Source organism: Winogradskyella epiphytica, from assembly GCF_003217215.1.
GTDB classification, from domain to species: domain Bacteria; phylum Bacteroidota; class Bacteroidia; order Flavobacteriales; family Flavobacteriaceae; genus Winogradskyella; species Winogradskyella epiphytica.
Genome location: NZ_QJTD01000001.1, coordinates 140417 through 154391, shown reverse-complemented (window position 1 = coordinate 154391; position 13975 = coordinate 140417). Strand labels below are relative to the sequence as shown.

Below are 13975 nucleotides of genomic sequence, written 5' to 3'. Positions count from 1 at the left end.
AAAACATATTTTGATTAGAAATTACCGAGCATAGCTCATTAGGGGTGTCAAAAAAACATTTACATTGGCTTTGTCTATGATTAAAGATATGAGGTGTAATATGAATAATAAACGTGAGGAATGTCCCCTCGAGGGGACTTTAGGGGTGTTATAAAATAGGAATATTAAATTTATAGCTTAAATAAAACATAAGAAAATTGTAATATAAACATCCATCTAAGGAATGTCCCCTTGAGCTTAATGAAAAGTAAAATATACTTTACTTTGAAATTACCGAGCGTAGCTCATTAGGGGTGTTATTGAAATATGAACATTATATCAATACCAATACTTATGAAGGATTAACCACAGAAATCAACCAAATAAAACGAAAATTACACAGTCTAAGTAAAAAACTAAGAAATAAAGCTGTAAGCCTAAAGCCTAAAATATAAAATAATGAAACATCAAAACATAGAACTATTGAGATTCACTACAGCGGGAAGTGTAGATGATGGGAAAAGTACTTTAATAGGGCGGTTATTATATGATTCTAAATCAATTTTTCAAGATCAATTAGATGCTGTTGAGAAATCGAGTAAAACCAAAGGTTACGATTATGTAGACTTGTCCTTGCTAACAGATGGCCTAAAGTCAGAACGCGAACAAGGAATTACGATTGACGTGGCTTACCGTTATTTCTCCACGCCAAAACGCAAATTTATTATCGCTGATTCACCTGGGCATATTCAATATACCCGTAATATGGTTACTGGGGCATCAACGGCTAACTTAGCCATTATTCTCATAGATGCGCGAAAAGGATTATTGGAACAAACCCACCGTCATGCCTTTATCGCTTCCTTATTGCGTATTCCGCATGCTATAGTCTGTGTCAATAAAATGGACTTAGTGGATTATGAAGAGGCTGTTTACAATCAAATTGTAACCGACTTTAAGACTTTTGCATCTAAACTCAGTATTAATGACATCCAGTTTATACCTATCTCGGCCTTACAGGGTGATAATATTGTGAACCGTTCTACTCATATGGATTGGTATCAAGGAAGTACACTTCTCTATCATTTAGAAACTGTTCATATTTCTAGCGATAATAATTTAGTAGACTGTCGTTTTCCTGTGCAGTCTGTGATTAGACCACACACCTTAGAACATCAAGATTATAGAGGTTTTGCAGGGCGCATTGATGGAGGTGTGTTTAAACCTGGTGATAGGGTTAAATCATTGCCATCTGGATTTGTATCCACGATTAAGAGTATTGAGCTTAATGGTGAGCCTATTCAAGAAGCTTTTTCACCTATGTCGGTAACCATGACTCTAGAGGATGATTTAGATAATAGTCGCGGAGATATGATTGTGCGTGAAAATAATGTTCCTGAAATTGGACAAGATTTAGAAGTGTTAGTTACTTGGATGAGTAATAAGCCAGTGCAAGCTAGAAGTAAAGTGTTAATTAAACATACAACAAATGAATGTGTGGCTATGATTAAAGAGATTAAATATAAAATAGATATAAATACCTTACATCGTATTGAAAATATCAACCAAGTTGAGATGAATGATATAGCACGGGTATCGCTAAGAACGGCTAAGCCTGTGTTTTACGATAGTTATAAAAGAAATCGACAAACGGGGAGTATAATTTTAATAGACGAGCAGACGAACGAGACTATTGGTGCAGGGATGATTATTTGAGGGGGAAATGGTGAAGTGGTGATGCGGTGATAGCGGTGATAGCGGTGAGATGGTGAGGTGGTGATGCAGGGATGCAGGGATGCAGGGATGCGGTGATAGTGGTGATGTGGTGAAATGGTGAAGTGGTGACGTGGGGTTGTAGTGATGCAGGGATGCGGTGAGATGGTGATGCGGTGATAGTGGTGAAGTGGTGAGGTGGAGATACGGTGATGCAGGGATGTAGTGATTTGGTGAGATGGTGGATCTTTAAATAGGAATTTTAAAATTTTAGTCATGACTCATAAAGATTTAGAGGTTTATAAATTAAGTTTAGATCTAGTGGAGCAAATTTATGCCTTAACGAAGGAATTTCCTGCGTCTGAAGATTTTGGATTGACCTCACAATTGAGAAGGGCAGCTGTGTCATTGCCCTCAAATATTGCAGAAGGTTCAAGTAGGGGTTCTACCAAAGACTTTATTCGGTTTTTAAATATAGCATCAGGATCATTGTCAGAAATAGAAACACAGTTAGTGATTGCAGAACGTATAGGGTATATAACGTTTAGCGAGGCATTACAAAATAGTATTATCACTATCAGAAAAATGCTATACCGTTTAAAGCAAGCCTTAAATAAAAAATTAAGTCAGTAATATGAAAAAAAAGAACAACCAACCGTCCCACCGCTCCACCGATTCCCCGAATCACCGATTCCCCGATTCCCCGAATCACAGTCTCACCAACTCACCAACTCACCGCTCCACCGATTCCCCGCCTCACAGTCTCACTGCCTCACGGTCTCCCCGCCTCACCGATTCCCCGCCTCCCCGCCTCACCGATTCACCGCCTCACCTAAAAACCGCCATCACCGCTGCCCTAGAAGCCGGAAAAGCCATCCTAGACATCTACTATTCTAACGAATTTGACGTTGAGCTAAAAGGTGATAACTCACCACTTACAAAGGCTGATATAGCGGCACATCACGTTATCATTTCTTATCTGAGCGAAACCAATATTCCTATACTCTCTGAGGAGGGAAAACATTTACCCTATGAGATTCGAAGTACATGGAATACTTTATGGATTGTAGATCCTATTGATGGTACTAAAGAATTCATAAAGAAAAATGGTGAATTTACTGTGAACATAGCTTTGGTAGAAAACCAAATTCCGATTCTTGGGGTAATTTATGTTCCTGTTCTTAAAGAGCTCTACTTTGCGAGTAAGGATTTGGGATCTTACAAAGTGAAAGACATTAACGAATTTACATGCATAAAAAAATTAACCGAAAATGCAGAAAAACTCCCACTAAACGAATCAACGGATTTACAAAAAAACGAATTCACAGTCGTAGCAAGTAAATCGCACTTATCTAAGGAAACAGAAGATTATATTGGCGAGCTCGAGAAGCAACATGGTGCAGTCACCACAATTTCTAAAGGCAGCTCCTTAAAACTCTGTATGGTTGCTGAAGGCCAAGCCGACTGTTACCCACGGTTTGCGCCGACTATGGAGTGGGACACGGCTGCAGGACAAGCTATTTGCGAGCAGGCGGGTTTTCAGGTCATGGATTGGGTTACTAAAAAGCCCATGTTGTATAATAGGGAACAGCTTCTAAACAACTGGTTTGTGGTGAGATAATCGAGGGGTCATTCATTTTTTAAGACTTTTAGGAATGCGTTAAGGACCATGGCATCGCAGTCCAAAATGAGAACATAATCCCTTGTTACTCTTTAAATTTAGAATATCTTTGCCGAGATTTAATCTATATCGAATGCTGTAATTCATATAGATTTTTTTCTTGTTTATACTAAAATACAAATGTCTCAGCGCCGATGCAGTGGCATTTGTTAGGATAAGTGAGAAGAGAATTAAAAAGAAAATAACAGACATATATAATAAACTATGAAAATAGCCATTATTGGTTTAGGGTACGTTGGGTTACCGTTAGCAAGATTATTTGCAACAAAGTACCCTGTTATAGGGTTTGATATTAATCAATCACGAGTCAATGAATTACAAAATGGTATAGATAGCACTCTAGAGGTTGAAAATGAAATATTAAAGGCAGTTTCGGTTAATGAACCAGAAATTCTTTTGCAAGATGAAGCGAATGGATTGTATTGTACAACGGATTTAGAGTTAATTGCAGATTGTACATATTATATCATTACGGTTCCAACGCCGGTTGACAAAAATAACAGGCCAGATTTAATACCACTTCATAAAGCAAGTGAAACTGTAGGGAAAGTGCTCAAAAAAGGAGATATTGTGGTTTACGAGTCAACGGTATACCCAGGTGCTACGGAAGAAGAATGTATTCCTATTTTAGAACAAGTATCGGGATTAGTTTATAATACGGACTTTTTTGCAGGCTATTCACCAGAACGAATTAATCCAGGTGATAAAGAGCATACAGTAGAAAAGATACTAAAAGTGACATCTGGGTCAACGCTAGAGACGGGACAAAAAGTAGATACCCTTTATAAAAGTGTGATTACGGCAGGGACTCATCTAGCTCCAAATATTAAAGTGGCTGAAGCCGCAAAAGTGATCGAAAATTCACAGCGTGATATTAATATTGCCTTTGTCAACGAGTTGGCAAAGATTTTTAACCGTCTCGATATAAATACCAATGACGTTTTAGAAGCCGCAGCGACCAAGTGGAACTTCTTACCATTTAAACCCGGTTTAGTAGGAGGGCATTGTATTGGTGTCGATCCTTATTATTTAGCACAAAAGGCCCAAGAAGTAGGGTACCACCCTGAGATTATATTAGCAGGTCGTCGTATGAATGATTCCATGGGAGAGTATGTGGCGTCTCAAGTGGTGAAATTAATGTTGACCAATGATATTAAAGTTAAAGGGGCTAATGTTTTAATGTTAGGAGTTACTTTCAAGGAAAATTGTCCTGATGTTAGAAATACCAAGGTAGTAGATGTGGTTCATGAGTTAGAAAGCTACGGAATCAACGTCACGATTTACGACCCATTAGCATCACCAGAAGAAGTTGAGCAGGAATACAAACTTAAAACGGTTAAAACAAAACCAGAAGGTCAATTCGAAGCTGTGGTTTTAGCGGTGGCACATAATGAATTCCTAACAGAAGATTTCGATAGTCTAAAAGCAGTAAATGGAATTGTTTACGACGTTAAGGGGGTTTTAGATCAGTCAGAAGGTAGGCTTTAGTGGCGTAACAAATATTTTACGTAGTTTTCAAGCTTACTAAAATCAGCCTAGATTTTTTTTGGTTCGTTTTTTCAGCAATGAAATCGAAGATTCACAAACACCTAAATTACAATAGACAAGGTGGTGAGTAAAAAAATGAACACATAAAATAGAATTAAAAAACATGAATTTAGAAGAATTTAAAGTTTTAGAAAATAAAAATATACTAGTAACCGGAGGAGCCGGATTTATAGGCTCTAACCTCTGCGAAGCACTACTTAGCTTAAACGCTAAAGTAACCTGCCTAGACAATTTCGCTACAGGACACAGATACAATATAGCCCCTTTTCTAAGTAACGAAAATTTTACCCTTATAGAAGGTGATATCCGTGATTTAGATACCTGTCACAAAGCCTTTGCTGGTCAAGATTTCATCTTACACCAAGCGGCTTTAGGTTCAGTACCACGTTCTATTGCAGATCCAATTACCTCTAATGATGTTAATGTTGGTGGTTTTTTAAATATGTTAGTAGCAGCTCGTGACGCTGAAGTAACCCGTTTTGTGTATGCAGCTAGTTCATCAACTTACGGTGACCATGAAGCCTTACCAAAGATAGAAGAAACTATTGGGAAACCTTTATCTCCTTATGCGATTACAAAATATGTCAACGAATTATACGCAGATAATTTTTATGCGACTTACGGATTAAACACCATAGGCTTGCGTTATTTTAATGTTTTTGGAAGACGTCAAGATCCTAATGGAGCCTATGCGGCAGTGATTCCATTATTCGTAAAGCAATTTATGAATCATGAAAGCCCAGTGATAAACGGAGATGGAACTTATTCTCGTGACTTCACCTATATCGATAATGTGGTGCAAATGAATTTACGTGCCATTACCACAGAGAATAAAGAGGCTTTAAACCAGGTGTATAATACGGCAGTTGGAGATCGTACGACATTAGTACAGTTAACCGACTTACTAAAAAAACATCTATCAAAGTACGACTCTAAAATAGCTGAGGTCAATATCGTTCATGGACCAAATCGTAAAGGAGATATTCCACACTCCTTAGCCTCTGTAGAAAAAGCGAAAAAATTATTAAATTATACCCCTTCTCATGCCATAGATAAAGGAATTGAGGAAGCCGTGCAATGGTATTGGGAAAATTTAAAATAAAAGATTAAGTCGATTGAAAACCACCTCCAATCAAAGAATTGCTAAAAATACTTTCTTCTTATATATAAGAATGGCCATTACCATGGTCGTTTCTTTATATACTTCTCGTGTTGTTTTAAACACTTTGGGAGTAGAGGATTTTGGTATTTATAATTTAGTTGGAGGAATCGTTGTTTTGTTCTCTTTTATTAATTCAGGAATGACTGCAGCGACGCAGAGGTTCTTGAACTTTGAGATGGCTAAAAATTCAACTAAAGCTGTACAACGTGTTTTTAGTGTGAGTATGAATGCCCATTTCTTGATAATTGGGGTAATCTTATTTTTATCTGAAACTGTTGGGTTATGGTTTTTAAATTATAAGTTGAATATACCAGCAGAAAGAATGTATGCGGCAAATGTTGTCTATCAGTTTTCGCTGTTGTCATTTTGCTTTAGTGTTCTCAAAGTGCCTTATAATGCGAGTGTCATTGCTTATGAGAAAATGTCTTTTTATGCATGGATAAGTATTATTGAAGTAATATTAAAATTAGTTATAGTATTTCTACTTGTTCTGTTTTTTTATGATAAGTTGATTTTATATTCAATTTTAGTTTTTGCAGTTTCGGTAATTATATTCCTAGCCTACCGGTTCTTTTGTAGACGCTTGTTTGAGTCGTGTAAATATAAATTCATAAAAGATAAAACCCTTTTTAAAGAATTAATTAGTTTTTCTGGATGGAGTCTCTTTGGACATATGGCATTAATCGGTTCAAACCAAGGTGTATCATTCATATTAAATATTTTTCTTGGTGTTACAATTAATGCAACCATGGGGATTGCATCACAAGTTAATACAGCTATCTATGGCTTTGTTTCCAATTTTCAAATCGCCTTCAATCCACAAATAGTGAAAACATATGCTTCTGGTAATATAGAAGAGCATAAAAATTTGCTTTTTCAAGCTTCTAAATTTTCTTATTATTTACTATTAATATTGGCTGTTCCAATTTTATTAAATACTGAGTACATTTTAACTTTATGGTTGAAAATCGTTCCAGATTTCGCAGTTGAATTTACACAATTAATAGTGCTCTTTTCTTTAGTAGACGCATTAGCAGGCCCATTTTGGTCATCTATAAATGCGACAGGAAAAATTAAAAAATACCAATTAGGAGTTGCGTTAATTTTATTTATGAACCTACCTATTGCTTATCTTTTATTGTATTTTAATTATTCTCCAATTTATGTAATTATAGCAAAGGTTGCTATTAATATATTATTGTTTTTATTTCGTTTGGTTATTTCTCATAGATATTTACACTTTAATTATTCGAAAGTATTAATCCAAATATATCTGAAATTAATTTGGGTGAGTGTTATTACTATTGGACTTTTGTATTTAATTAGAGAGAAAGTGTTTCTTTCAATTCAGAATTGGTATAGTTTAATTTTGTTCTCAATTTTATGTCTAATTATTTCAGTAAGTGTAATTTATATCGTTGGTATAACTAAAAGAGAAAAATCTTATATACTTAACTTTGTTAGAAATAAAATGTACTAATGCCTAAAGTATCCATCATTCTTCCTTGCTACAATGTAGAAAAATACATTGCTAAAAGCATTCAATCTGTTTTAGAGCAAACTTATGCTGACTTTGAGCTATTGGTTGTTATTGATGGCTCGCCTGATAATAGCAAAGCAATCGCTGAAACCTTCCAAGATTCAAGAATTCATATCTACGAAAAAACTAATGGCGGACTCTCTGATGCAAGGAATTACGGATTAGAAAGAGCAAACGGTGAGTTTGTTTATTTTATGGATAGCGATGATTGGATTGAATCGAGTTTATTAGAAAAGTCAATTTGTGTTTTAGAAGAGGAAAATCTAAATCTTGTAATCTTTGGCTATATACAGGATGATGAAGATGTAGATGGCAACCTGACTGCTTCTCACGTAATTCTGCCTAATACTAATGTTATCCAAAAGTTAGATGAAAATAAAGAATTGGGACCAAACATTTTAGGACTAATGGGCTACGCATGGAATAAGGTTTATAGAAGGTCTTTTTTAATTGCTAATCATTTCGTATTTGAAAAAGGAACCTCCTTAATAGAAGATATTCTTTTTAATGCACAGCTATATCATAAGCTAGATAAATTACGCTTTATTAACGAAGCATTTTATCATTACCTAAATAGACCAAGTGCAACATTAATTAAACAATACCATTCAGATTCTTTTGAATTAAAATTAAGAAGAAATAGAGTGTTGCAAGCTTTGTTTAATGAATGGGCCTTTAGTAATCAGGACAGTATAGTAGCTGCTAGTCATATTGGCGGAATTAGATATTGTTTGCATAATATGTTCTATTTTAAAAACAGTTTATCATTCTATGAAAAAAAAGAGCATATAAAAGAAATGATCCAACATCCATTTACCAAAGAAGTAATTAATAACTTTGCGCCCAAAACTTTAAAAGATAAAGTGTTCAAAGTATTGATAAAATATGAACAAGCCTTCTTGCTTGCTATTTTAGCACAACTAAAAAAATAAAATATGATTAAGAAATTAATTAGTTTTAGAACAAAATATAGAATTAGATTGTTTTTACAACAATTTAAGTCACTTGATTATTTCAGAAATACCAAAATAGATAATGATAAGAAATATGCCTATATTTTTTTAGCGGCAGATTATGGCAACCTAGGGGATGTGGCTATTACATATGCACAAACAAAGTTCTTAAAGGATAATTTGGGTGAAGATTTTGATGTCATTGAAATCCCTATTAGTCAAAGTTTAGAAGGGCTTCAGTTTGTGAAGAAAAATATTCAAAAAGGTGACATTGTGACCACAGTTGGTGGAGGTAATTTAGGGGATATGTATGACCAAATCGAATTTATTAGACAACTTGCCGTCGAGTTTTTTCCAAACAATAAGTTTATCTCATTTCCACAAACGTTTGACTTTGCAGATACGCCGAATGGTCAAAAAGCGCTAAGAGTAGCCAAGAAAGTGTATAATAATCATTCTAATTTGTTTTTTGTGGCAAGAGAAAAGACCTCGTTTGAGATGATGAAAAAGCATTTTACGAATACCACTGTTTTATTAACGCCAGATATTGTATTAAGTCTTGACAAACAGCAACCAATTAAAGAAAGAAAGGGGGCGGTAATCTGTATGCGACAAGACAAGGAGAAAAACTTATCGGATGAACAGACCAAATTTATTCAAAATCAAATCAAAAACAGATTTGAAATGGTGACTTACTATGATACTCATATTAATCAGGACAAATTGAGTATTAAAGATCGAGAGCAGGAGCTACACAAAATTTGGGATACCTTTAGAGGAGCAGAGCTAGTTATTACAGACCGTTTGCATGGTATGATTTTTTGCTATATAACCAACACGCCTTGTTTGGTCTTTCAAAATAACAATCATAAAGTAAGAGAAACCTATGATTGGATAAAAGGGAATAAGAATGTCAACTTACTGAAAAACTACTCAGAAACAGATATAAAAAGATTTTTTGAAAAATCAAGTTTTAGTCTTGGAGAATTAGTGAATATCACAAATGAGTATTTACCACTAAAAGATCAATTGGCTAAAAGTTAAACCGACTATGGTTAAATTATTTGTAAAATAATTATGCAATGAAACAATCCATCAAGAAAAAATTATTGAAAACAGACTTAGGGACTCTATTGTTCTATAAAATTAGAGTTTTAAGAGAAAAACTGTCGTTGGCTCAAAAGAGTGATTATCAATATATTAAAATTGATTATAAAAAACGATATGGAAAGGAGATCGACTTAAAAAATCCTAAAACAATTTCTGAAAAATTACAATGGCTTAAATTATTTTATCGCAATGAAAATATGCCAATTTGTTCAGATAAATATGACGTCAAAATATTTTTAGAAAAATTTGGTTATGAACACCTCTTGAATGAAGTTTTGGGAGTGTATCATACGGCAGATGAAATTGACAATATCGATTTGGAATCATTACCAGATTCCTTTGTAGTTAAAGCAACACATGGAAGTGGTTGGAATTTTATTTGTAAAGATAAAACAAAAGTCGATTGGGTTGACCAAAAGAAAATCTTCAAACAATGGATGAAATTGAATCTTTATGTTTTTGGGAGAGAATGGAATTACAAAAATTTAAAGCCCAAAATATTAATCGAAAAGTTTATTGATGAACATCCTTTAAACGACTACAAGTTTATATGTTATAATGGTAAACCAAAAACAATTCAAGTTAATAGTGTTAAAGACAATATAAAATATATGGATTTCTATGATCTCGATTGGAACAGACTAGGTATTATGTATGACTCTTATGTGCAAGCCGACCACTTTGTTCCTAAACCGGATCAATATAATGAAATGCTTCAAATAGCAGAGGAACTTAGTCAAGAATTTCCTTATGTACGTGTTGATTTTTATAACTATAATGGTAAAATCTTATTAGGAGAATTAACATTTTTTCCTGTTGGAGGTATTAAACCTATTGTTCCAGAAACTGACAAATATGAAAATCTATTTGGTTCATATTTAACATTACCTGAACCAAATCATAACATGGAGCTATACCATAAAATTAATGCCTAGTTTTAGACTTATAAGATGTCAAAAAAAAATATTCTATTCTTAATTAATAATTTAGGCGGTGGTGGCGCAGAAAAGGTATTAGTGAATCTCGTTAATCATATGGATTATAACAAGTATAATATAACTTTAAGAACCTTAGTTAACGAGGGTGAAAATAAACGCTTTTTATCCAATACGATAAATTATGAATATATATTTAAGAAAAGTTTTAAAGGATTAAATTATTTACATTTATTACCATCTAATTATATCTATAAGAAAGTGGCCTATGGTACTTTTGATGTAATTATAGTTTACCTACATGGTGTGTTAACAAAAATTGTTGCAAATGCACCAGCTTCTCAAAATACAATTGCCTATTTGCATGCTAATATGCAAAACTCTCCGTTTATAAAGAGTTTTTCAAATCAAAAACAAATAGTAGCTTGTTTTAAATCTTATAATGCTATTGTTTCTGTGAGTAAAAGTGTAGAAGAATCATTCAAGGCTGTTTCAGGAATTAATGAAAACTTACATGTTATTTATAATACTTTTGACGTCAAAGGTATTGTTGAAAAAAGTAAAGAACCATTAAATCATTCAGATGTCATAATAGGGGAGGCTGATAATAAGATTTTAAACTTAATTACCGTAGGGAAACTAACGGCAGTAAAAGGTTACGAGAGGTTAATCAAGGTAATTAAAAAATTACGGGACTACGACATTAAGGTAAATCTTTCCATAGTAGGAGAAGGAGAGCAAAGAAGTTTGTTAGAACAGTACATTAAGAAGCATCAATTAGAAAACTCTATAAGCCTCCTGGGGTTCCAATCCAACCCTTATAAATATATTGTCAATAGTGATCTCTTTGTTTGTTCATCTTACTCTGAAGGATTTAGTTCTGTCGTAGTAGAGAGTATTATATTAGGAGTACCTGTTATTACAACGGATTGTGCGGGGATGAGTGAGATAGTAGGGGAAGAAAATGAATACGGCATCATAGTCGATAACAACGAAGAAAGCTTATACAGAGGATTAAAAAAGATGATTTTAGAAAGAGATTTAATCACTAGTTATTCTATAAAAGCAAAAGAGCGGGCCAAATACTTTTCTACAGAAAAAGGTGTATTAGACGTAGAAAAATTAATTGACCGAATCTTGAATGGTTAGTCAAGGAGAATGCTCTTATTTAAATTTGATTTAAAACTTTAATACACTATGCCGACTATTAAATATACGGAAAATGTATTGGGTTATGCATATTTGTGTGAGTTGTAAAACGAAAAATAAAATGTTTAAAGTAATAACAGTATCTGAATCTATATGAAAAAGAGCATGTGCGCGCTTACTTCTATTGTAAATAATTAATGGTGATAATATGATTGATTTTATTCCTATAGAGCACTATACAGCCTTTTATCACTATATGATGCTTATAGTCGTGCTTGTGGTTTTCTTGCATACCCAAACACAACAAATGTATTCTCCTGAAGTATTAAGACTTAACACTAATTTTGGAGTAGTTACTTTAGTATTAGTGTTATTATATATGGGGTTGCGCCCAGTCCATGTAGTCTTTAGCGATATGGTAGGCTATAGCTATATGTTTAATAATTATGCTAATGGTTATCCAATAACCTCGACAAAAGATGTTTTTTTTCATGTTTTCGCAAAATTTAGTTCGCAAATAATGTCTGTTCATACCTATTTTGTGGTATGTGCAGCCTTATATATAATTCCTCTATATCTAGTTTGTAAAAAATGGTTTAAGGGCCATTGGTTTTATGGATTTTTGTTTTTAATAGTTTCATTCGAATTTTGGGCTTATGGTACCAATGGCATAAGAAATGGTATAGCAGGTTCATTATTTTTACTAGGAGTTTCACGAGAGAAAAAACTATGGCAAATAGTTTTTATAGTTTTAGCTATAAGTTTTCATAAAACAATGTTATTACCAACTATGGGGTTTTTGTTAGCTCGTGTATATAATAGACCAAAACAGATGATTGCTTTTTGGACGCTCTGTATTGTGTTATCTTTAATGAGTGGTGGTTTTTTTGAGAACTTTTTTGCTACAATTGGCTTCGATGAAGATAGATTGGAATATTTAACACAAGAGGTCCGAGAAGGTAGATTTAGTAGAACTGGATTTCGTTGGGATTTCCTGCTGTATAGTTCCACAGCCATATTTGCAGGTTGGTTTTATATTGTGAAGCGTAAATTTAATGATAAAATTTATTTTTGGCTTTTTAATACCTATGTGTTTGCTAATGCCTTTTGGATTTTAGTTATACGAGCGAACTTTTCTAATCGCTTTGCTTACTTATCATGGTTTATGATCGGCTTAGTGATAATTTATCCCTTATTAAAACAACCTTTAATTCCTATTCAACATAGAAAAATAGGCCTTATATTGTTAGTTTATTTTGGATTTACTTTTTTGCTGAATGTAGTACTGAAATATATTTAGATTACTGATATGATAACACGAATTTCTGTTTTGATGGGTATTTATAATTGTGCTGATACTTTACCAGAAGCACTAGATTCTTTATACGCCCAAACCTATCAAGGGTTTAAGATCATTCTATGTGATGATGCTTCTACTGATGATACCTATAAAGTAGCTAAAAACTACGCAGATAAATATGATAATATTGTTTTAATCCGAAATGAAAAAAACTTAAAACTAGCGGCAACCTTAAACCATTGTTTAGAATATGTGGATACCGAGTATATCGCGAGAATGGATGGGGATGATATTTCGCTGCCAACACGTTTTGAAAAAGAAATCGAATTCCTAGATAACAATCCTGATTTTGCTTTGGTAAGTTGTCCGATGATTCACTTTGATAAGACTGGAGATTGGGGAATTGGTAAAGCAATTGAAAAGCCCAATAAGAATCATTTTAAAACAGCTGTTCCTTTTGCACATGCGGCTTGTATGATTAGGACAGACGTTATGTTAGCAGTGGGTGGATATACTGTTAGTAACCTATTGCAACGAGGTCAAGATTATTATTTGTGGTATAAGATTTACAAAGCGGGTTATAAAGGTTTTAATTTAAACGAACCCTTATATAAGATGCGCGATGATCGTGATGCAATTGCTAGAAGAAAATTTAAGAATAGATTTAAAGGAGCCGTCATTAGGTATAGAGTTTTAAAAGGACTTAATGCATCTAGCCCGCTATATTATGCTACATTAGGTGCTATGAAAGCTTTTGTGCCGAGAATACTGATGGAGCGAATAAGAAAGAAAAGAATGGGGATTAATAAAAATGTTTAATAAGTAAAATAATGAAAACGGCTATATTATTTGATGATAAATTACCTGAGTCATATTTTTTGATACGAATTAATCCACTTTTTCCT

General features: G+C 33.7%; 12 protein-coding genes. All 12 read left to right on the top strand.

Features of this window, described 5'->3' with window-relative positions:
- Nucleotides 1–438: 438 nt before the first annotated feature.
- The 12 genes from DFQ11_RS00690 to DFQ11_RS00635 all read left to right on the top strand — a co-directional run bounded on the left by DFQ11_RS00690 (nt 439) and on the right by DFQ11_RS00635 (nt 13889).
- Nucleotides 439–1695 carry a sulfate adenylyltransferase subunit 1 gene (locus tag DFQ11_RS00690; protein ID WP_110473722.1) on the top strand — a complete coding sequence of 419 codons (1257 nt, stop codon included), beginning with the start codon at nt 439–441 and terminating at the stop codon, nt 1693–1695.
- 273 nt (nt 1696–1968) lie between these two features.
- Nucleotides 1969–2325, top strand: coding sequence for a four helix bundle protein (locus DFQ11_RS00685; protein WP_110473721.1), 357 nt, complete (start codon nt 1969–1971; stop codon nt 2323–2325).
- 1 nt (nt 2326) lies between these two features.
- Nucleotides 2327–3313 (top strand): 3'(2'),5'-bisphosphate nucleotidase CysQ, encoded by a 987-nt coding sequence (cysQ, locus tag DFQ11_RS00680; RefSeq protein WP_146221485.1) that lies wholly within the window; start codon nt 2327–2329, stop codon nt 3311–3313.
- A gap of 264 nt (nt 3314–3577) precedes the next feature.
- On the top strand, nt 3578–4861 hold the full coding sequence (locus tag DFQ11_RS00675; RefSeq protein WP_110473720.1) for a nucleotide sugar dehydrogenase: 1284 nt from the start codon (nt 3578–3580) through the stop codon (nt 4859–4861).
- A gap of 163 nt (nt 4862–5024) precedes the next feature.
- Nucleotides 5025–6023 carry an SDR family oxidoreductase gene (locus DFQ11_RS00670; protein ID WP_110473719.1) on the top strand — a complete coding sequence of 333 codons (999 nt, stop codon included), beginning with the start codon at nt 5025–5027 and terminating at the stop codon, nt 6021–6023.
- Nucleotides 6024–6036: 13 nt separating this feature from the next.
- Nucleotides 6037–7563, top strand: a complete 1527-nt coding sequence (locus tag DFQ11_RS00665) for an oligosaccharide flippase family protein (RefSeq protein WP_110473718.1) — start codon at nt 6037–6039, stop codon at nt 7561–7563.
- Nucleotides 7563–8555: a glycosyltransferase family 2 protein gene (locus DFQ11_RS00660; protein WP_110473717.1), complete on the top strand. Its 993-nt coding sequence runs from the start codon at nt 7563–7565 to the stop codon at nt 8553–8555. Before DFQ11_RS00665 ends, DFQ11_RS00660 begins: the two co-directional genes overlap by 1 nt.
- A 3-nt stretch (nt 8556–8558) precedes the next feature.
- Nucleotides 8559–9620: a polysaccharide pyruvyl transferase family protein gene (locus DFQ11_RS00655; RefSeq protein ID WP_110473716.1), complete on the top strand. Its 1062-nt coding sequence runs from the start codon at nt 8559–8561 to the stop codon at nt 9618–9620.
- Between the two features lie 38 nt (nt 9621–9658).
- Nucleotides 9659–10621, top strand: a complete 963-nt coding sequence (locus tag DFQ11_RS00650) for an ATP-grasp fold amidoligase family protein (RefSeq protein WP_110473715.1) — start codon at nt 9659–9661, stop codon at nt 10619–10621.
- Nucleotides 10622–10636: 15 nt separating this feature from the next.
- Nucleotides 10637–11770: a glycosyltransferase gene (locus DFQ11_RS00645; protein WP_110473714.1), complete on the top strand. Its 1134-nt coding sequence runs from the start codon at nt 10637–10639 to the stop codon at nt 11768–11770.
- Nucleotides 11771–11978: 208 nt separating this feature from the next.
- Nucleotides 11979–13070: an EpsG family protein gene (locus DFQ11_RS00640; RefSeq protein ID WP_110473713.1), complete on the top strand. Its 1092-nt coding sequence runs from the start codon at nt 11979–11981 to the stop codon at nt 13068–13070.
- Between the two features lie 9 nt (nt 13071–13079).
- Nucleotides 13080–13889, top strand: a complete 810-nt coding sequence (locus tag DFQ11_RS00635; RefSeq protein ID WP_110473712.1) for a glycosyltransferase — start codon at nt 13080–13082, stop codon at nt 13887–13889.
- Nucleotides 13890–13975: the final 86 nt, after the last annotated feature.

What these genes read in the sequence shown, in the direction of transcription:
- DFQ11_RS00690 (WP_110473722.1), top strand. Translation starts at nt 439, where the DNA reads ATGAAACATCAAAACATAGAACTATTGAGATTCACTACAGCGGGAAGT.
- DFQ11_RS00685 (WP_110473721.1), top strand. Translation starts at nt 1,969, where the DNA reads ATGACTCATAAAGATTTAGAGGTTTATAAATTAAGTTTAGATCTAGTG.
- cysQ (WP_146221485.1), top strand. Translation starts at nt 2,327, where the DNA reads ATGAAAAAAAAGAACAACCAACCGTCCCACCGCTCCACCGATTCCCCG.
- DFQ11_RS00675 (WP_110473720.1), top strand. Translation starts at nt 3,578, where the DNA reads ATGAAAATAGCCATTATTGGTTTAGGGTACGTTGGGTTACCGTTAGCA.
- DFQ11_RS00670 (WP_110473719.1), top strand. Translation starts at nt 5,025, where the DNA reads ATGAATTTAGAAGAATTTAAAGTTTTAGAAAATAAAAATATACTAGTA.
- DFQ11_RS00660 (WP_110473717.1), top strand. Translation starts at nt 7,563, where the DNA reads ATGCCTAAAGTATCCATCATTCTTCCTTGCTACAATGTAGAAAAATAC.
- DFQ11_RS00655 (WP_110473716.1), top strand. Translation starts at nt 8,559, where the DNA reads ATGATTAAGAAATTAATTAGTTTTAGAACAAAATATAGAATTAGATTG.
- DFQ11_RS00650 (WP_110473715.1), top strand. Translation starts at nt 9,659, where the DNA reads ATGAAACAATCCATCAAGAAAAAATTATTGAAAACAGACTTAGGGACT.
- DFQ11_RS00645 (WP_110473714.1), top strand. Translation starts at nt 10,637, where the DNA reads ATGTCAAAAAAAAATATTCTATTCTTAATTAATAATTTAGGCGGTGGT.
- DFQ11_RS00640 (WP_110473713.1), top strand. Translation starts at nt 11,979, where the DNA reads ATGATTGATTTTATTCCTATAGAGCACTATACAGCCTTTTATCACTAT.
- DFQ11_RS00635 (WP_110473712.1), top strand. Translation starts at nt 13,080, where the DNA reads ATGATAACACGAATTTCTGTTTTGATGGGTATTTATAATTGTGCTGAT.